General features: G+C 64.0%; 17 protein-coding genes and 1 tRNA gene. 11 read left to right on the plus strand and 7 right to left on the minus strand.

Features of this window, described 5'->3' with window-relative positions; genetic code table 11:
• Positions 1–369, plus strand: a 369-nt coding sequence (locus GEU01_RS24240; protein WP_269719726.1) for an IS4 family transposase, incomplete at its 5' end; no start/stop codon positions are given.
• Between the two features lie 8 nt (positions 370–377).
• A complete protein-coding gene (locus tag GEU01_RS22510; RefSeq protein WP_232272462.1) occupies positions 378–2,414 on the plus strand; it encodes a beta-N-acetylhexosaminidase in 2,037 nt (678 codons plus the stop codon).
• 157 nt (positions 2,415–2,571) lie between these two features.
• Here GEU01_RS22510 and GEU01_RS08420 read toward each other — a convergent pair whose 3' ends face one another.
• Both GEU01_RS08420 and GEU01_RS08425 read right to left on the minus strand, forming a co-directional pair.
• Positions 2,572–3,240 carry a 2-thiouracil desulfurase family protein gene (locus GEU01_RS08420; RefSeq protein ID WP_019085723.1) on the minus strand — a complete coding sequence of 223 codons (669 nt, stop codon included), beginning with the start codon at positions 3,238–3,240 and terminating at the stop codon, positions 2,572–2,574.
• A gap of 37 nt (positions 3,241–3,277) precedes the next feature.
• Positions 3,278–3,351: transfer RNA gene (locus tag GEU01_RS08425), tRNA-Cys, on the minus strand.
• 180 nt (positions 3,352–3,531) lie between these two features.
• On the opposite strand from GEU01_RS08425, the gene GEU01_RS08430 reads away from it, so the two are divergent.
• From GEU01_RS08430 to msrA, 4 genes are all read left to right on the plus strand, one after another.
• Positions 3,532–4,218 (plus strand): protein-L-isoaspartate O-methyltransferase family protein, encoded by a 687-nt coding sequence (locus GEU01_RS08430; protein WP_019085724.1) that lies wholly within the window; start codon positions 3,532–3,534, stop codon positions 4,216–4,218.
• A gap of 103 nt (positions 4,219–4,321) precedes the next feature.
• Positions 4,322–5,758, plus strand: coding sequence for a TolC family outer membrane protein (locus GEU01_RS08435; protein ID WP_019085725.1), 1,437 nt, complete (start codon positions 4,322–4,324; stop codon positions 5,756–5,758).
• A gap of 208 nt (positions 5,759–5,966) precedes the next feature.
• Positions 5,967–8,660 (plus strand): valine--tRNA ligase, encoded by a 2,694-nt coding sequence (locus GEU01_RS08440; RefSeq protein ID WP_019085726.1) that lies wholly within the window; start codon positions 5,967–5,969, stop codon positions 8,658–8,660.
• A 141-nt stretch (positions 8,661–8,801) separates the two neighbouring features.
• Positions 8,802–9,356, plus strand: a complete 555-nt coding sequence (gene msrA / locus GEU01_RS08445; RefSeq protein ID WP_019085727.1) for a peptide-methionine (S)-S-oxide reductase MsrA — start codon at positions 8,802–8,804, stop codon at positions 9,354–9,356.
• 6 nt (positions 9,357–9,362) lie between these two features.
• Here the strand turns inward: msrA and GEU01_RS08450 are convergent, their stop codons facing one another.
• Genes GEU01_RS08450 through GEU01_RS08470 form a run of 5 tightly spaced genes read right to left on the minus strand, consistent with a single transcriptional unit; the run spans position 9,363 to position 14,938 of the window.
• Positions 9,363–10,718 (minus strand): ABC transporter ATP-binding protein, encoded by a 1,356-nt coding sequence (locus GEU01_RS08450; protein WP_019085728.1) that lies wholly within the window; start codon positions 10,716–10,718, stop codon positions 9,363–9,365.
• 6 nt (positions 10,719–10,724) lie between these two features.
• Positions 10,725–12,443 carry an ABC transporter permease gene (locus tag GEU01_RS08455; protein WP_019085729.1) on the minus strand — a complete coding sequence of 573 codons (1,719 nt, stop codon included), beginning with the start codon at positions 12,441–12,443 and terminating at the stop codon, positions 10,725–10,727.
• Entirely contained in the window at positions 12,440–12,901 is a 462-nt protein-coding gene (gene dut / locus GEU01_RS08460) for a dUTP diphosphatase (protein WP_010509795.1), read from the minus strand. Before dut ends, GEU01_RS08455 begins: the two co-directional genes overlap by 4 nt.
• A gap of 16 nt (positions 12,902–12,917) precedes the next feature.
• Positions 12,918–14,141 carry a bifunctional phosphopantothenoylcysteine decarboxylase/phosphopantothenate--cysteine ligase CoaBC gene (coaBC, locus tag GEU01_RS08465; protein ID WP_019085730.1) on the minus strand — a complete coding sequence of 408 codons (1,224 nt, stop codon included), beginning with the start codon at positions 14,139–14,141 and terminating at the stop codon, positions 12,918–12,920.
• Entirely contained in the window at positions 14,141–14,938 is a 798-nt protein-coding gene (locus GEU01_RS08470; RefSeq protein WP_019085731.1) for a class I SAM-dependent methyltransferase, read from the minus strand. Before GEU01_RS08470 ends, coaBC begins: the two co-directional genes overlap by 1 nt.
• Positions 14,939–14,967: 29 nt before the next feature.
• Between GEU01_RS08470 and mutM the strand changes: the two genes are divergently transcribed.
• The 5 genes from mutM to GEU01_RS27750 form a co-directional block, all read left to right on the plus strand.
• Complete coding sequence (gene mutM, locus GEU01_RS08475) at positions 14,968–15,849, plus strand: bifunctional DNA-formamidopyrimidine glycosylase/DNA-(apurinic or apyrimidinic site) lyase (protein WP_019085732.1); 882 nt, start codon at positions 14,968–14,970, stop codon at positions 15,847–15,849.
• Between the two features lie 104 nt (positions 15,850–15,953).
• Positions 15,954–16,223, plus strand: coding sequence for a 30S ribosomal protein S20 (gene rpsT, locus GEU01_RS08480; RefSeq protein ID WP_010509791.1), 270 nt, complete (start codon positions 15,954–15,956; stop codon positions 16,221–16,223).
• Between the two features lie 356 nt (positions 16,224–16,579).
• Positions 16,580–18,037, plus strand: coding sequence for a chromosomal replication initiator protein DnaA (gene dnaA, locus GEU01_RS08485; RefSeq protein ID WP_019085733.1), 1,458 nt, complete (start codon positions 16,580–16,582; stop codon positions 18,035–18,037).
• Between the two features lie 117 nt (positions 18,038–18,154).
• Positions 18,155–19,279 carry a DNA polymerase III subunit beta gene (dnaN, locus tag GEU01_RS08490; RefSeq protein WP_019085734.1) on the plus strand — a complete coding sequence of 375 codons (1,125 nt, stop codon included), beginning with the start codon at positions 18,155–18,157 and terminating at the stop codon, positions 19,277–19,279.
• A gap of 22 nt (positions 19,280–19,301) precedes the next feature.
• Positions 19,302–19,712: AAA family ATPase (locus GEU01_RS27750; protein ID WP_042710816.1), on the plus strand; the 411-nt coding region annotated here is incomplete at its 3' end.

A 19,712-nucleotide genomic window follows, 5' to 3' on the forward strand; every position in this document is an offset into this window, starting at 1 on the left:
AAGCTTGAAGAGCTCCGCCTAACGACCGCAGGCCGGCTCGCAAACTGTATCGCCTTATGCTGCGTGGTGGCCTGGCGTATCTCATGGATAACAATGCTCAGGCGTGAATTACCAGGGACGTCGCCTTCTACCGTTTTTACAGATGTGGAACGCCAAATACTCGAACAGTTCACACCCATACGCAAACTCAGCACTTCACCAGACCTGGATTTTTACATCCGGGCAGTCGCCAGACTGGGTGGTTACCTTGATCGCGCTTCCGATGCTCCGCCCGGAACAACTGTTATCTGGAGAGGAATGTCTCGCCTGGCAGATATCGTTACAGGTGCTCTCTCCTATCAAATTACAGAAGAAAAAATTTATGGGTAACTGCAAGATTGACCGGAGGTGTCGCGGTGGAATGGCAGGGGATGCGATCCGCCCTGCTGGACCAAGCGGTGGCGCGTTTCACGCAGCGCCTTGCCGCCCTGTCCGGGCGTGACGTCGCGCCGGGGGGACGGCCGGGGCTGACCTTGCGTATCCATTGTCTGGCGCCGGATGCGGACATGCTGTCCATCCACATGCGTGAACACTACCGCCTGCGGACCGATGCGCAGGAGGCGACGCTGGAAGCGGATGGCCCGGCGGGCGTGCTGCGTGGCCTGGCGACGCTGCTGCAACTGGTGGAGCGGCAGGAGGTGGCGCCGGTGCTGGACGCGGCTGAAATTGACGACAGCCCGCGTTTTGCATGGCGGGGCCTGCTGGTGGATGTCAGTCGGCATTTCATGTCTCTTGCCGCGCTTGAGCGTCAGTTGGACATGATGGAACTGACGAAACTGAATGTGCTGCACCTGCATCTGTCGGACGGGCAGGGGTTCCGGGTGGAAAGCAGGCTGTATCCCCGCCTGCAGCAGGTGGCGTCCCACGGGCAGTATTATACGCAACAGCAGGTGCGTGGACTGGTGGCATACGCGGCACGGCGGGGTATCCGCATCGTGCCGGAATTCGATACGCCGGGGCATAGCTATGCATTGCTGCTGGCCTATCCGCAATACGCGGCCCAGCCCGTGGCGGCACCCATGGACCCGAAACGGGTGGTCCGGGCCGCGATTGATCCGACCAGCCCGCAGGCCCGCGACTTTATCGCCGGACTGTACCATGAAATGGCCGGTCTGTTTCCCGATGCCTATTTCCATGTGGGCGGGGATGAGGTCCGGCCCGATGAATGGACGGGAAACCCGCGCATAAACGCCTGGATGCAGCAGCATGGCTATACCACCGCCACCCTGCAGGCCATGTATACGCAACGCGTGCATGACATGCTGGCACGCGATGGCAGGATCATGATGGGCTGGGACGAACTGCTGGACGCCCCGATACCCGCCAGCATCGTGATCGAGTCATGGCGTGGGTCACGTTATACGGCGGCGGCCACGCAGGCGGGGCATCCGGTCGTGGTGTCGTCGGGGTATTACCTCGACCTGCTGTTGCCTGCGGCAGAACATTACCGGGTTGATCCGCTGGACCCGCAGGGCAATGGCCTGCCGCCCGATCAGGTGGCGCAGGCCCATGCGCCTTTTCTTGAACCCTTCGCACTGGATCCCGCTGCGCGCATGACGCCCGCGCAGGATGCCCACGTCATGGGTGCGGAGGCCGCGCTGTGGACAGAAATCGTGACGGAGGAAATGCTCGACAATCGCCTGTGGCCCCGGGCGGCGGCACTGGCGGAACGGTTCTGGTCGCCAGCCAGCGTGCGCGATGCGGCCAGCCTTGTCGCGCGCCTGCCGGTGGTTCAGGCGGAACTGGAACTGCTGGGCAATCGCGCGACAGCCGACCGGGCGCGCATGATGGCGCGACTGGCCCCCGATGACGTGACGCCGCTGGCAACCCTGCTGTCCGTCACCAGCCCAGTGCGCAATTACGCCCATAACCACGTATTTGGCCCCAGCCGTGTCGTTCCCACCGCCGATCCGCGCCCGCTTGATCGCGCCGCTGATATTGCGGCGACGGACAATACGCAGGCCGCGGTTTTTTACCGTGACGTGCTGTCCTGTCTTGCGGGGCGCAAGGATCTGGCGGCCAGCCTGCGCGCCCGGCTGGAAAACTGGCGCGATAATGACGCCCGCCTACGGCTGCTGGCGCAACGTGATCCTTCTGTAGCGGAGGTGCTGCCCGCATCCGCCCTGCTGGCGCGACTGGCGCAGGCGGGGCTGGACGCCATGAACACACCCGCGACCGCCTGGCGTGAGCAGGCCGAAGCCGCACTTGCCACGGCACGGGGCCAGTTTGCGGCATCCGCCTCCATGCTGGCGGTCAGGACCAGTCCCCAGCCCGCAGGCGACCTGCTGCCTGACATCACGCCTGGCATCATGGCACTGGTGCAGGCCGCGCGATCATCAGACAGCGTGGTGCAGCAAGGTGCCGGGATCCGATAGGGGAACTGGCCCACCGTCCGGCGTTCCACATCATCTGGTGGGAAGGGGGAAGGAAGTCGCATCTGTTCCAGGCCCCATCCCATGACCGGGCAAATTCTGTCGATAATCAGGAAGATCGTGCCGCCACAAGGAATCCCTGTTGGGATAAACCCGTCGTTCAGTCCATTACGGCTTCAAGGCATGAAAACCGGGCGGGCGCATAGACTGCAATGCCGTTACGGCGCAGCAATGCCGCCGTCACACCCTGTCCAGCATGCCGCCTGCCCGTGAACTGGCCATCATAAATGAAGCTGCTGCCGCAGGAGGGGCTGCCATCCATCAATAGCGCAAACCGGCAGCCATGACGTCGTGCCAGATCCAGCGCCCGGTACGCGCCGACCAGAAAGAGACCGGACACATCATGGCCGCCTGCTTCCCATACGCGGCCTGATCCATCCAGAACGGCTGCGCCATCCCGGCCCTGTATGATTTCGGCGGGTGGTCGGGGTATCGGCAGGCCAGCGGCGGTTTCGGGGCAGAAGGCGATGACCCGTCCCTCCGCCTGCCAGCGCGCCAGGCTGTCCTGCATCAGTGTCCGCGCGGTGCCATCATAACGGACGGGTTGGCCAGACAGGCAGCCACTGATCAGCAGGGTCGGTTTCATGGCCTGAACATGACATGACCCGCCACGGGAAGGAACCGGGCAATGATGGCGCAGGAACATGTCGGGCAGCGTAGCACCCGCCCGATGGCGATGTCGGATCGATACCCCCACGGATACCCCCATCATGCGGGACATGACGTGTATGCCCGTGCCACTGAATGGCGGGAATACGGTGGATTTCATGGGATTATGGCCGAGAGCCTGCCTTGTGCGGGCGGCGTGGAGGTCTGGGCGGGAATCGAACCCACGTACGCGGATTTGCAGTCCGCTGCATCACCATTCTGCCACCAGACCTCAGCGGCTCTGGCGCTATATCTGCCGAAATGTGCCTCAGGTCAAGCCGTTGTGTGCAGGTGGGGCGTTGTTTCGGTGTAAAAGCGGCGCATAAATAGAAAAAAAGCCGGGAAAATGTTGCCCGTCCGGCCGGGCGGCCGAACTCTTTCCCGTCAGGGCATCGTGTTTCAAGGAAACGTTATGGACAAGACAGACCCCGATTATGTGCCTCTCGATTTTGGTGCGGCCCGCCAGCGCATGGTCGATGCCCAGATCCGTCCCGCGCAGGTCAGCAATCCCCATGTGATTGCGGCCATGCGCGCGCTGCCGCGCGAACTGGCGGTGCCCGAGGCCCTGCGTGCCTTTGCCTATGCCGACCAGAACCTGCCGTTGGGGGAAGGGCGCTACCTGACCGAACCCCGTGTGACGGGACGCATGCTGCAGGTTGCCGAACCCGTGCGGGGGGAACGCGTGCTGGTGGTGGGGGCGGGGACCGGATACCTCGCGGCCCTGCTGGCCACCATGGGGGAGGCGCTGGAGGTTACGGCCCTCGAATCGGAACGGCGGCTGGCGGATATCGGCCGGGCGCTGTGTTTTACGTGGGCGCCCGGCGTGCACTGGCGCGATGGCGCGCTGGTTCATGGCGCGCCGGATGACGGACCGTACGACCTGATCATGATTGACGGGGCGGTGCGCGCGGTACCCCCGGCAGTGCTGGGGCAACTGACGCAGGACGGGCGTGTGATCGCGCCGGTCTGCGCTGATTCGGGGGTGACATCCGTCAGTCGCATCGTGCGTACGGCACAGGGTAGCGCGGTGCAGCCCCTGTTTGATGTCGCGGTGCCGCTGCTGCCGGAACTGGAACCGGCCCCGGCCTTCGTGTTCTGATGGCGCGACGGTCCGTCCCCGGTTAACGCCTGCGCAACATCCTGCTTGTAAACAGGCCCTGCGGGCACATGTTCCCGCAGGGCATATCAGGGCGGGGACGGTCATGCAGGGAAACTGGGCAATCGGGGCGGGCAGTGCGGCAATCCTGTGCTGTGGCACGGCGCTGGCGCGCGTGCCGATGCCCCAGGTGGGGGAACAGGATACGCCCCATACCCTGAAGGCCGCGCTGGCCATGGCGTACCTGACCAATCCCGTGCTGCGGCAGGAGCGGGCCTCCCTGCGGGCGACGGATGAACAGGTTCCGCAGGCATTGGGCGGGTGGCGTCCCACCATTACCGGCAGCGCCAGCATGTCCTATTATTCGGGGCTGATGCGCATGGCCCCGGTCGCGGGGGAATCCGGCGGGTACATGCGCCGGTATGACAGTCCCGGCTATTCCGGCGGGGTCAGCATCTCGCAGCCAATCTATAGCGGTGGCAGGACGACGGCGAACACGCACAAGGCGCGGCATGCCGTCATGGCGGAGCGCGCGCGCCTGATCGCGGCGGAACAGCAGGTCTTTTCCGATGTGGTCAGCGCCTATGTCAACGTGGTGGAAGATGAACAGATCCTGAGCATCGACATCAATAACGAACAGGTCTATGCCGCCCAGCTGCATGCCACCGCATTGCGCGCGCATGGCGGTGAAATTACCCATACCGACGTGGCGCAGGCGCAGGGTGCGCTGGCCAATGCGCGCGCGGTCCGGCAACTGGCCGAAGGCACGTTGCAGGCGGACCGCGCGACCTACCGGCAGGTAGTCGGCTGTGACGCGCCGGATGACCTGATCCCGCCCCAGCCGCTGGTACTGCCGCTGCATACGGAACAGGACGCCATGACTCAGGCGGTCCAGAACAATCCCGACGTCATCGGCGCGCTGTTTGACGAGGCCGCGAAAAAGGACGCGGTCGGCGTGTCCTTTGCCGCGCTGATGCCTACAGTCAATGCCGAAGCAGCCTATTCGCACGCCATCAACCAGGATGATGGCCGTTCGCTGAGCAATAACAAATACGCGCTCGTCAACGCCTCCATGCCGCTGTATCAGGGCGGGGGCGAATATGCCGCCGTGCGCATGGCCCGGCAGCAGGCAGCCGAGGCAGCCCGCACGGTGGACGTGCGCCGCCGTGCCGCGATCCAGCTGGCGGCGGCAAGCTGGCAGCGCATGCAGGCCAACCGGGAAGCGATCGACAGCAACCGCGAAGCCGTCGCCGCCGATGCCGCGGCCCTGCATGGCATGCAACGCCAGGTGATCGTGGGCACCACCACCACCCTTGCGGTGCTGCAGCAGCAGGAAACCCTGCTTCAGGCCCAGATCGCGCTGGTGCGCAGCGCGGGCAACCTCGTGCAGTCCTCCTATCAGGCCACGGCGGCCATCGGGCGGCTGACCGCGCGTGATCTCAGCCTTGATGTGCCGCTTTATGATGAACAGGCCTATTACCGCGCCGTGCATGACCGGCTGTGGGGTATCAGTGATTACGCCACCAGCCAGCCGGGGCGCTGACGCGGTACGTATGCATGACCGACCATATCCGGCACAAAACGGCATGGCTTGCGTATGATTGCAGGGGGGGCGGTCCGGCCGGACGGCCGCGGGGCGGATAAAGATTGCATGCGCGCCGTTCCCTTCGCGCCGGTTTGGGGTATATCTGCCCTTGGCCGGGCGCGTTGTCCTGCCCTGCGTCTGATTATGGTGGATCTGGTTTTTCGTGATGCTTGACAAGTCGTTCTCCCCCGACGGGACAGAAACTTCCCTCTATGCCTTGTGGGAGGCCAGTGGCGCGTTCAGCGCACGGCCGGGCAGCCCGGCCAAGCCCTATACCATCATGATCCCGCCACCCAACGTTACGGGCACACTGCACATTGGTCATGCCCTGACCATGACCCTGCAGGATACGCTGATCCGCTGGCGGCGCATGCAGGGGCGCGATACGCTGTGGCAGCCGGGCACCGACCATGCGGGCATCGCGACCCAGCTGGTGGTCGAGCGGATGCTGCAGAAGGAAGGCACGTCCCGGCAGGAAATGGGCCGTGACGCCTTTGTCGAACGCGTGTGGGAATGGAAGGCCGAATCCGGCGGCGGCATTACAAAGCAGCTGCGCCGCCTTGGCGGGTCGCTGGACTGGCCGCGTGAACGCTTCACCATGGATGATGGCCTGTCCGATGCGGTGAAGGAGGTGTTCGTCACCCTCTACCGCGAAGGGCTGATCTACCGTGACCGCCGCCTGGTCAACTGGGATCCTGCCTTCCGTTCCGCCATTTCGGATCTGGAAGTCGATAACCGGGAAACGCGGGGCAACCTGTGGTATATCCGCTATCCAGTCGAAGGGCAGCCGGGCCGCACCATCACGGTCGCGACCACCCGCCCCGAAACCATGCTGGGTGACATGGCCGTGGCCGTCCATCCGGATGATGAACGTTTTGCCGATCTGGTGGGCAGGAATGTCATCCTGCCGCTGACCGGCCGCCGTATCCCCATTGTGGCCGATGAACATTCCGACCCGACCAAGGGCAGCGGCGCGGTCAAGATCACGCCCGCCCATGACTTCAACGATTTCGAGGTCGGCCGCCGCCACGGGCTGGACATGCCCAGCGTGCTGGATGAAGAAGCCCGCATCACTCTGACCGAGATCGGGGATGAACTGCGCGCTGAGGACGGCCTGGCCGATCCCGCTTTTGTCCGTACGCTCGAAGGCATGCCGCGTGATGAAGCGCGCAAGGCGATGGTGGCCGAGCTTGAACGCCTTGAATGGCTGGAAAAGATCGAGCCGCATACCAATCAGGTGCCCCATGCCGAACGCAGTGGCGCCGTGGTCGAACCCCGCCTGACCACGCAGTGGTACTGTGATGCCAAGACCCTTGCCGGTCCCGCGATCGACGCGGTGGAAAGCGGCAGGATCGAATTCGTGCCCCGGCAGTGGGAAAACACCTTCTATGCCTGGATGCGTGACATCCAGCCGTGGTGTATCAGCCGTCAGTTGTGGTGGGGCCATCGCATCCCGGCATGGTATGGCCCGGACGGGCATGTATTCGTTGCCCATGACGAAGCCGATGCTGCCACGCAGGCCCGCGCCCATTATGGGCAGGATACGGCGCTGACGCGGGACGCGGATGTGCTGGATACGTGGTTCTCCTCCGCGCTGTGGCCGTTCTCCACGCTGGGCTGGCCACAGCAGACGCCGGAACTGGCCCGCTATTATCCCACCGATGTGCTGGTCACCGGCTTTGACATCATCTTCTTCTGGGTTGCCCGGATGATGATGATGGGCCTGCATTTCATGAAGGACGTGCCCTTCCGCACGGTGTTCATCCACGGCCTGGTGCGCGACGAACGCGGGCAGAAGATGTCCAAGTCCAAGGGCAACGGCATCGACCCGCTGGAAATGATCGACAGCTATGGCGCGGACGCCATGCGCTTTTGCATCTGTTCGCTGACCGGTCTGGGTCGTGATGTAAAGCTGGGCCGCAGGAAGGTGGAGGAATACCGTTCCTTCATCACCAAGATATGGAATGCCGCGCGTTTTTGCGAAATGAACGGCGTGGCCCCGGTCGCGGGGTTCAGCCCGGCCAGCGTGCAGTCGCCGCTGGGCCGCTGGATCCTGGCGGAACTGGCGCAGGCGGTGGAAGACGCGACAAAGGCGCTGGAAGCCTTCCGCTTCGATGAATACGCCGCCGTTTGCTACCGCTTTGTCTGGAACTGTTTCTGTGACTGGTTCCTTGAACTGGCCAAGCCGGTCTTTGCCGCCGGTGACACGGCGGAAGCGGTCGAGACGCGCGCGGTCGCAGCCCACGTGCTGGGCACCATCATGCGCCTGCTGCAGCCCGTCACGCCGTTCGTGACCGACAGCCTGTGGCGGCATTTCGGCTTTGGGCCGGAAGGGTCGCTGATTACTGCACCGTGGCCGCAGCCCGAACATCTGGAAGGGGCCAGCGAGGCCCGCGCGGAAATGGAGTGGCTGATTCGTTTCATTAGCGCGATCCGCACCGTGCGTTCGGAAATGAACGTGCCGCCGTCCCGTCTGGCCCCGGTCTTGCTGCGTGATGCATCGCCCGTGACCGTGGCGCGGGCCGCCAAATGGTCGGAAGCGATCGGGCGCATGGCGCGCGTATCCGAAGTGCAGCCGCTGGAAGGTGAAATGCCGCAGGGGGCCGCGCAGTTGGTAGTTGATGAAGCGACGCTGGTCATTCCCCTTGCCGGGATCATTGACCTTGCCGTTGAACGCCAGCGGCTGGAAAAGGAATGCGCCAAGGTCGATGGCGAGATCGCCAAGGTCGAGCGCAAGCTGGGCAATGCCGATTTCGTGGCCCGCGCCAAGCCTGAAGTCGTGGCGGAGAACCGCGAACGCCTCGAGACGTTCCAGGCAGAGCGCGTGCGGCTGAAAGCAGCCCTGGCGCGGATTGCGTAAAGGATTGTCGGGAAAGAATAAAAGTTTTTGGGGGCAGCTTTTTTTTTTCAAAAAGGCTGCATTCTCTGAAGCTTTTTGAAAAAAGCTTCACCAAAAACTGCCGGAATATTTTTTATGGTAACCTGAGGGAAGGAAGCCACCATGACCGAAAACGCATTGGAGACACTGGTGCTGGGTGGGGGCTGCTTCTGGTGTCTCGAAGCGCCGCTGAAGGAACTGCGCGGCGTGGAGGGACTGGAACCCGGTTATGCCGGGGGGCATACCGCCAATCCCACCTACGAACAGGTCTGTTCCGGCCGCACCGGCCATGCGGAGGTCGTGCGTGTGACGTTCGACCCCGCCGAACTGTCATGCGCCGACCTGCTGCGGATCTTTTTTGTCATGCATGATCCCACCACGCTCAACCGGCAGGGCAATGACGTGGGGACGCAGTATCGTTCCGCCATATTCTGGCAGGGACCGGAACAGGAAATGACGGCCTATGCCATCCGCAACGAAATTGCGGAAGCAAAGGTATGGCCGGACCCGCTGGTGACCGAAATCGCGCCGCTGACACATTTCTGGCCCGCCGAGGACTATCACCGGGACTATTTCGCCCGCAATCCCGGCAATCCCTATTGCAGCGCGGTGATCCCGCCCAAGATCGCCAAAATGCGCCGCCTGTTCCGTGACCGGCTGGTGGATACGGCGGGCTAGGGCCGGTTATTCGGTTTCGTCGTCCAGGAAAAGCTGGTCGGCTTCTTCATCAAAATCAAACAGTTCGGCATAGCGTGCCCAGCCGATCAGCGTCTGCAGTGTCTGGCGGGCATAATCGGGGGACATGCTGTCTTCCAGTTCATCGCGAAAGCGTTCGGCGCTGGCGCGGTGATTGGGACGTTCATCCAGAACGGCGCGGATGGTGCGCACCATGGGAATGTTGTGCAGCATGCTGTGCCACAGGATGTTCTTGCGGGTGTCGTGCTCGCTCTGGACAAAGCGCATGCCTTCGGGAGTGAGCATGATGTCGCCATCCTCCAGTTCGGCAAAGCCCAGCAGTTGCAGCGACTCGCCTAACGGGAACAGGTCATCCAGTTCAAGCTGCAGCCGGCTGGCCAGCAGCGGCAGGTCGGCGCGACCATGCAGCGGGTCGGCGGCCAGCGTTTCCATCATGCCCACGATGGTATTGATCGGCAGCGCGGGCAGGGCCACGGCATCGGCCGTGATCTGCACATGCTTCATGTCCGGGTCGGTCATGTCCGCTTCCGACACCACGGGCGCACGACGGGTCATGAGCGCGTAAATCCGGTCCACGAACTGACGGAAGGCCGCGTCTTCGCGGTTGCGGGGATGTTCAAAGGGCACCTGCAGTTCATAGGCGACCCGGCCGGGATTGGAGGAAAAGATCAGGATGCGGTCGCACATCAGCACCGCTTCCTCGATATTATGCGTGACCAGCAGGATGGACTGGATGGGCAGTTTCTTCTCCGCCCACAGTTCCACAAGGTCGGTGCGCAGGTTTTCCGCCGTGAGTACATCCAGTGCCGAAAACGGTTCATCCATTAACAGCAGGTCAGGGTGCACCACCAGCGCCCGCGCCAGTCCCACGCGCTGGCGCATGCCGCCCGACAGTTCCTTGGGATAGGCGTTTTCATATCCACCCAGCCCGATCAGCCCGATCGCATCTTCGGCCAGCCTGTGGCGCTCGGCCACGGGCACGCCCTGTGCTTCCAGCCCCAGTTCGACATTTTTCTGCACCGTCAGCCAGGGGAACAGCGCGAATGACTGGAACACCATGGAAATACCGGCGGCGGGGCCTTCCAGTCTTTTGCCCTTCCAGATCACCTCGCCCGCCGTCGGCGGCAGCAGGCCCGCGATAATGCGCAGCAGCGTGGACTTGCCCGAACCCGACCGGCCCAGCAGGCCCACGATTTCCCCGCTGCGGATGGACAGGTTCACCCCATCCAGCACCACCAGGTCGGTGGCGCTTTCCTTGTGATAGGCCTGCCGGCAGTTGATGATCCGGACAAGTTCCGTCCCGGGCTTGGACTGGGCTGGGGCGGGTTCGGGCTGCTGCATCATGAACTCTCAGTCAAAGGTGTAATGCCGCGCGGCATAATTGGATAACGGACGCCACAGGGCGCGATTGAGCAGCAGCACGAACACCGCCATGACCACCATGCCCAGACCCACCTGATCGGTCGCACCCGCCACGGTGGCGTGGGCGATATAGGCGCCCAGCCCGTTCGCACTCAGCGTCGTGTCGCCCCAGCTTGCGACCTCGGTTGCGATGGCGGCGTTCCATGCGCCCCCCGATGCGGTCAGCGCGCCAGTAATGAAATACGGCGTAATGCCGGGCAGCATCACGCGCCGCCACCATAGCCTGCCCCGGACATGGAAGTTATCGGCCGCTTCCAGCAGGTCGCCGGGATAGGAAGATGCCCCCGCCACGATGTTGAACAGGATATACCATTGCGTGCCCAGCAGCATGAGTGGCGTCAGCCAGAGATTGCTGTTCAGGTGCCATCGCACGATTCCCACCACCACCAGCGGGAAGAACAGGTTGGCGGGGAAGGCTGCCATGAACTGTGCCGCCATCTGCGCGTGCCGCGCCCGGCGGGGCGACAGGCCCAGCCATATGCCCAGTGGCACCCATATCAGTGACGCCACAATGACTGTTACCATGACGCGCACCAGCGTGATGCCACCCAGCATGGTGACATGCAGTACCTGCCCCGTCGTGTAATGGGTGCCGGCATATGTCCATGTCTTCCACCCGATGGTCATGGCGCAGACGGCCAGCGCCGCGATCCATGCGCCATCCAGCAGGCGGGAGGGAACAAGCAGGCGCCGCGGCGCGGATGGGCGCGGCCCCAGCGGCAGCCAGCCGATGCGGGTCATCATGTCGCCCAGTTTCAGGCAGCCCTGCCGCAGCAGGTGCGTGCGCCGCAGCAGGGTCAGCACCCATGGGTCGGGTGCCGCAAGCGTCGTGCCCTCGTCGGTCTGGAAACGTGCCGACCATGCGACCAGCGGTCGGAAAAGCAGTTGGTCATAGGCCAGGATGACCGCCAGCATGGCGGCAATGGCGTAGAAAATCGCCCATATGTTGCGCTGTTCGATCGCAACGCCCACATACGACCCGATTCCCGGCAGGGCGATATCGGTATTCCCGACCGTGATCGTTTCGGAATAGACGACCATGAACCACCCGCCGGACATGGAAATCATGGTGTTCCAGACCAGCGACGGGATGGCGAACGGCACTTCCAGCCGCCAGAAACGCTGCCATGGCGTCAGGCCGAAGCACAGGGCGGCCTCTTCCAGATCAGGCGGCACGGTGCGCAGCGCCTGGTACATGGCAAAGGCCATGTTCCATGCCTGACTGGTGAAGATGGTGAATATGGCGGCCAGTTCCGCCCCCATCATCCGGCCGGGGAACAGGCCAAGGAAAAACACCACCGTAAATGTCAGGAAGCCAAGGATCGGCACCGACTGCAGGATATCCAGCAGCGGGATCAGCACCTGTCCCGCGCGCCTGCTCTTGGCGGCCCAGACGGCATAGGTGAAGGTAAAGGCCAGGGAGGCAGCAAGGGCCGCGAACATGCGCAGCGTGGTCCGCACGGCATAGGCGGGCAGCCATGCGGGGCTGAGGTGGATGGTCCCCGCCTCACTGGCGGGAATGGGCACCAGCATGTGGCGCCCGGCGGTGGCGACGATGACGGCCCCCGCCATGATCGCCAGCAGGCCAAGCAGGTCCGCGATGTTGGGGCGGACCCGCAGGTTCCCCGGCAGGCTGCTGTCTGTCACCCTGCGGTGCCCGTACTGCCAAAGCCGCCCGCACCGCGATCCGTTTCCTCCAGTTCCGAATATTCAACCCATGTGCCGCGCACCACCGGGGCCAGCACCGCCTGTGCAATGCGCATGCCGCGTTCGACCACAAAGGGCCCGCTGCCCGTGTTCATGACGATGATGCCGATTTCCCCCCGGTAATCCTCATCAATGGTGCCGGGCGCGTTGGGCAGGGTGATGCCATGCTTCAGGGCAAGGCCCGAACGCGGGCGGATCTGCATTTCATATCCGCGCGGTAGCGCCACGCACAGCCCCGTGGGCACCAGCGCGCGGCCACCGGCCGCAATGACCATCGGTTCGGTTACGGCGGCCAGCAGGTCCATTCCGGCCGCGCCATCGGTGGCATAGGCCGGCAGCGGCAGCCCATGGGCATGGGCCAGGCGGCGGACTTGGATGGGCAGGGGGGAGGAAGTCATGGTTCGGTCCGTCGGGTTATTCAGGGTTGGGATGTGGCGTTTGCAGGAAAGTGGCAATCCGCGCAACCAGCCGATGCGCGACCTGCGCCTTGTCCAGCCGGGGCCAGTGTTCGCGGCCCGCGGCCGTGATCAGGGTGACCTCGTTTTCCGTGCCGCCCATGACCCCGGTGCCGGGGCTGACATCATTGGCCACGATCCAGTCACAGCCCTTGCGTTCGCGCTTGGCGGTGGCATGCGCCAGCACATGTTCGGTTTCCGCCGCGAAACCGATCACCAGTTCGGGTCTTGTCGGGCCGGGCTGGCTCAGCATCGCAAGGATATCGGGGTTGGGCACCAGTTGCAGCGTGGGCGGGGCTGCATCCGCTGTTTTCTTGATCTTCTGGGCTGCCGGGGCGACATGCCAGTCGGCCACGGCGGCGGTGCATACGGCAATATCGCAGGGCAGCGCATGACGGCAGGCATCCAGCATTTCGCGCGCTGTTTCCACCCTTACGGTGTGAACGCCTGCCGGGTCGGGCAGGGTAGTGGGGCCGCTGACCAGTGTTACATCCGCCCCCGCCGCCGCAAGGGCTTCGGCAATGGCATATCCCTGCGTGCCGGAGGAGCGGTTGGCGATATAGCGCACGGGGTCGATCGGTTCGTGCGTGGGGCCTGCGGTCACCAGTGCGCTGCGGCCCGCCAGTGGCCTGTCGGGGGATAGTCCGTGCAGTATGGCGGAAAGGATCGCATCCGTTTCCGCCAGGCGGCCCGGCCCGGATTCGTTACACGCCATGAGACCGGATTCCGGCCCCACGAAAGCCACCCCACGTGCGCACAGGGTCGCGACATTGGCCTGTGTCGCGGCATGGGTCCACATGCGCACGTTCATGGCGGGGGCCACCAGCACTGGCGTATCGGTAGCCAGCAGCACGGTGGTGGCCAGGTCATCGGCCAGTCCGGCGGCCATGCGGGCCAGCAGGTCGGCGGTGGCGGGGCAGACCACGATCAGGTCACTGTCGCGCGACAGGGCGATATGCCCCATTTCGCTTTCATCGGTCAGGGAAAACAGGTCGCTGAAGACGCGTTCGCCGCTCAGCGCCTGAAGGGACATGGGGGTGACGAATCGTGTCCCCGCATCCGTCAGCACCGTGCGTACGCGCACGCCATGTTCGCGCAGCCTGCGAATCAGCTCCAGCGCCTTGTAGGCGGCAATGCCGCCGCCCACGACCAGCAAAACAGAACGGGTCGCCCCATCCCCCATCAGATTTTCCAGCCGGAATGGATTGCCGCAATCCCGCCGGACAGGTTCTGGTAGGTCACGCGCTCCAGCCCGGCTTCGCGCATCATGTCCGCCAGCGTTTCCTGATCGGGGAACATGCGGATGCTTTCGGCCAGGTACTGGTAGCTTTCCCGATCACCCGCGATCGCGGCCCCCATGCGGGGCAGCACGTGGAAGGACCAGGCATCATAGACCGGGGCGAAGGCCGCGACCTGCACGCGGGAGAATTCAAGGCACAGGAACCGCCCGCCCGGCCGCAGGATGCGACGGGCCTCGCGCAGCACCTGCAGCTTGTCCGTGCAGTTGCGCAGGCCGAATGCGATGGAGACACGATCAACCGAATTGTCGGCCAGCGGGATGGCCTCCGCATCGACGGCTACGAAGTTGAGGCCGGAGACAAGCCCGCGTTCCAGTGCGCGGTTGCGGCCCACCGTCAGCATGCTGACATTGATGTCGGACAGGATGGCAGGCCCGCCCCCGCCACGCAGCCACCCGAAGGAGATGTCCCCCGTGCCGCCCGCAAGGTCGAGCAGCGACAGGTCGGGGTGGGGGCCGAGTTCGTTGACGAAGATCTTCTTCCACGCGCGGTGGATGCCCAGCGACATCACGTCATTCATGATGTCGTATTTGGAGGCCACGCTGTCAAAGACATCACGGACCAGGGATTTCTTTTCGCGCAACGGCACGTCGCGGAAGCCGAAATCGGTGGTATCCGCGTGGCGGTCATCGGGACGGCCGGCGGAAGGGGAGGGATGGTATGGCTGGCTAATGTCGGTCATGATGCACAGGTATAACCCCAGATGAGGCCATGCCGGAACTACCTGAAGTCGAAACTGTGATGCGCGGGATGCGAGTGCATCTTGAAGGTCACACTATTTCACGTGCCAGCACGCACCATACCGGCCTGCGTTGGCCGTTTCCGCCTGGCCTTGCGGCAGCACTGCAGGGGCGGCGGGTCGATGGATTCGCCCGCCGGGGGAAATACATCCTCATCACGCTTTCGGGCGGGATGGTCGTGGTGCTGCATCTGGGCATGTCCGGCCGCGTGCTGCTGTCGCGCCCCACGGCGACGGAACGCGACCAGCCGCCCGCGTTGCACGAACACCTGGTGATCGAGACGGCGCAGGGCGCGCGTTGCGGGCTGGTGGATCCCCGGCGTTTCGGCATGGTCGACCTGGTGCCTGCGGCGGAGGTGGAAAACCACCGCCTGCTGGCGGGCATGGGGCCGGAGCCGCTGGGCAACCGGTTCGACGGCCCGTGGCTGGCGGCGCGTGGCAGGGGGCGGCGCACCAGCATCAAGGCCCTGCTGCTGGACCAGCGCGTGGTGGCGGGGCTGGGCAACATATATGTGTCCGAAGCCCTGTTTCGCGCGCGCATCCATCCGGCCCGGGCGGCAGGGGACATAGGTGCGGCGCGGTATGATGTTCTGGCCACCGAAATCCGCGCGGTGCTGAAGGAGGCAATTGCCGCCGGTGGCTCAAGCCTGCGTGATTACGTGCAACCGGATGGGGAGCTGGGCTATTTCCAGCATGTCTGGCGCGTGTATGGGCGGGAGGGGGAAGGCTGCCCCGACTGTCCCGGTCCACCGGCATGCGATGGGGTCGTCCGGATCACCCAGTCCGGGCGTTCAAGCTTTTTCTGTCCCCGCCAGCAGGGGGTAAAAGACGATTTGGGCAAAGACTTGTCTTGACGAATGGGGTCAGGGTGGACTAGATCGCCAGCCTGATATGGGATGTCCGCAACGATCGGGTGGCGGACCGCCGTAACCTGATTTATGCAGATGAACTGAGAGCAATGGCCAATACAGCATCAGCGCGCAAGCGCATCCGCCAGAACGAAGTCCGCAACGCCCGCAACACGGCGCGCCTGTCGCGCGTGCGCACCTTCGTCAAGAAGGTCGAGGTCGCCATCGCAACCGGCAAGAAGGACGACGCCGCGGTTGCACTGCGCGCGGCACAGCCGGAACTGCAGCGTGCGGTTGGCAAAGGCGTTCTTCACGCCAACACCGTTGCCCGTCGTATTTCGCGCCTGTCTGCCCGCATCAAGTCCCTTGCTGCGGCATAAGGGACTGTTGATTTCTTTCATCTGAAAGAATGCGGCAAGTAATGAAGAAGGTCGTGTATCGCCATTAGTGGCGGTAACGGCCTTTTTTGTTTGCCATTTTCATGCCGTGTAATCGGGTTTTGATGGGGTGGGGACAGATTCCCGTTGCTTCGACCGATTCCCTGCTCTACCTTATGTGGATAATTCCAACGTCATCTGTTGCCTTGGGTCTGGGGTCCGGGTTGTGGGTCGTGTCTGGTGCGCGACCGGCTTCCTGCCCGCTGCGTGCGGGGCCAATGGCGTTGTGGAACAGTTAGGGATGGGGCAGGGGCGACGCGGGGGCGTCCACCCTGCGTTCCATGTAGCCGGGAGCGGATATGACGGGCGGACTGGAAGGCTATGACGCGGTTGCGGAAGCCAATGCGCAGAAAAGTGTGCTCGCCATTCACTGGTCGCGCATATGCGAACGGCTGAAGGCCGAGGTCGGGGAAGTCGAGTACCGCACGTGGCTGCGCCAGATTACGGTCGGCCCGGTGGAGGAGGACGAGATCACCCTCTACCTGCCCACCCGGTTCCTGCGTGACTGGGTGCGCGGGCAATATGGTGACCGGCTTGGCACGCTGTGGAATGCGGAGGTACCGGCCATCCGCCGTGTCGAACTGCAGGTCGCCCGTCCCGGCAGCGCATCCGCGACACCCCCCGCTGATGGCGCGGCAGCCCCCGCCGCAGTGGCGCGCGAGGAAGCCGCCCCCCGTGCGGCAGCGCCTGCCCCGGTGGCCGAGGAGCCGCGGCAGGCCGAAGTGCGCAGCGACCTTGCCGCCCCCCTGGATCCGCGTTTCACCTTCGATACCTTTGTCGTGGGCAAGCCCAACGAATTCGCCTATGCCTGCGCCCGCCGGGTTGCGGAGCGGCCCTCCAGTCCCGGTTTCAACCCGCTGTTCCTGTATGGTGGCGTTGGTCTGGGCAAGACGCATCTCATGCATGCGATCGGGGCCGAACTGCTGCGCGAGGGGCGGGTGTCCGTCGCCTACATGTCGGCGGAAAAGTTCATGTACCGCTTCATCGCGGCCATTCGTTCCCAGTCCACCATGGAATTCAAGGAACAGCTCCGGTCCGTCGACGTGCTGATGATCGATGACCTGCAGTTCCTGATTGGCAAGGACAATACGCAGGAAGAATTCTTCCACACCTTCAACGCCCTGGTTGATGCGGGGCGGCAGATCGTGGTGTCGGCCGACAAGTCGCCTTCCGACCTGTCGGGGCTGGAGGACAGGCTGCGCACCCGCCTTGGCTGCGGCATGGTGGCGGATATCCATGCCACCACGTTCGAACTGCGTATTTCCATCCTTGAGGCCAAGGCCAGCGCGTCCGGCGTGGTGGTCCCCGCCAAGGTGCTGGAGTTCCTCGCCCACAAGATCACGTCGAACGTGCGTGAACTTGAGGGTGCGCTGAACCGCCTGATCGCGCATGCCAACCTGTTTGGCCGCCCCGTGACGCTGGAGGCGACGCAGGACGTGTTGCATGACATCCTCAAGGCGCATGACCGTCGCGTCACCATCGAGGAAATCCAGCGCAAGGTGGCCGAACACTGGAATATCCGCCTGACCGACATGTCCTCGGCCCGGCGCGCGCGCGCCGTGGCGCGTCCGCGGCAGGTGGCGATGTACCTGGCCAAGCAGCTGACCAGCCGCTCCCTGCCTGAAATCGGACGCAAGTTCGGCAACCGTGACCATACGACGGTCATGCACGCGGTGACCCGGGTGACGGAACTGATGGAACAGGATCCCGCCTTTGCCGAGGATGTGGAACTGCTGCGGCGCATGCTGGAAAGCTGAACGAATTTAGGATTCAACGACCTCTTTACCAGAGTCGCAAGGGACTGCTAGACTGGTCACCCCCCGTCTGCACGTATGCCTGACGTGACGGGACGGGATGTGGAGGATATTGTACCGATGAAGTTGAAGGCCGACCGCGTAACGCTGCTCAAGGCACTGGCCCATATCCAGAGCGTTGCCGAGAAGCGCAATACCATCCCCATCCTGGCCAACGTGCTGATCAATGTCGTGGATGGCGCCATGACCCTGACCGCCACCGACATGGAAATCGCGGTGGTGGAAGGCGTGGCGGCAGAAACCCATCGTGATGGCGCGGTTACGGCGCCGGCCGCGGTCCTGTATGAAATCGTGCGCAAGCTGCCCGATGGCGCGCAGGTCGAACTGGACCATGCCGGTGGCGATGCGCCGCTGGGCCTGCGGGCGGGCCGGTTCGCCACCAGCCTGAACGTGCTGGACGTGGATGATTTCCCGTCCATGCTGGCGTGGAACCTGCCGCATGAATTCAGCATTCCGGCACAGGTGCTGCGGGGCCTGATCGACCGCACGCGGTTCGCGATTTCCACCGAGGAGACGCGCTACTACCTCAACGGTATCTTCCTGCATGTGGCCGAAGGCGATGCGGGGCAGGTGCTGCGTGCGGTGGCGACGGACGGGCACCGTCTGGCCCGGGTGGAAACCGAACTGCCGGCCGGCAGCGCGGGCATGCCCGGCGTGATCGTGCCGCGCAAGACGGTGGCCGAACTGCGCAAGCTGCTTGACGAAGGCCCGGAACAGGTTGACGTCGCCCTGTCCGATACCCGCATCCAGTTTTCCATCGGCAACATCACCCTGACATCCAAGCTGATTGACGGCACGTTCCCCGAATATGAACGCGTGATCCCGCATGGTAATGACAGGATCCTGCGCGTGGGCAAGAAGATCTTTTCCGACGCCGTATCCCGCGTGGCTGCGATCAGCCAGGAACGTTCCCGCCCGGTCAAGCTGAGCATGGCGCACAACCTGCTGACCCTGTCGGCCGCCAGCCAGGACCAGGGCACCGCGACGGAAGAACTCGACGAAAACCACGTCTCCTATGACGCCACCCCTATCGAGATCGGCTTTCAGGCCCGGTACCTGAACGACATTACCGATCAGGTGGAAAAGGAAGTGGAATTCGCTTTTTCCGACAGCTCCGCCCCCACCATCGTGCGGGATGTGGACAGTCCGTCCGCGCTGTATGTCCTGATGCCGATGCGCGTGTGACGGCGCGCGGCCGCCGGGTCGCATGGCCTGCGTGACACGGCTGGTCCTTACGGATTTCCGTAATTACCACCACCTTTCATGGAAACCGGCAAGCCCGGTCACGGTCATTACCGGGCCGAATGGCAGTGGCAAGACCAATCTGCTGGAAGCGGTCTCGCTGCTGGTGCCCGGGCGTGGCCTGCGGGGCGCGCGCATGGATGAACTGCCCCGCCATGGTGCCTCCCTGTGGGGTGTTGCCGCTGATGTGGCGGCGCAGTGGGGTGATGACGCCCTGTCCATCCAGATCGCCACCGGGGCCGATCCCGTCCGGCCCGAACGGCGGGCGTTTCGCGTGGATGGACAGGCCCAGCGCAACCGCGACGCCGTGGGTGAATATTTTTCCGCCGTATGGCTGACACCGCAGATGGACCGCCTGTTTCAGGAAGGGGCAGGC

It is taken from the genome of Komagataeibacter europaeus LMG 18890, assembly GCF_000285295.1.
In the GTDB taxonomy this organism is placed as follows: domain Bacteria; phylum Pseudomonadota; class Alphaproteobacteria; order Acetobacterales; family Acetobacteraceae; genus Komagataeibacter; species Komagataeibacter europaeus.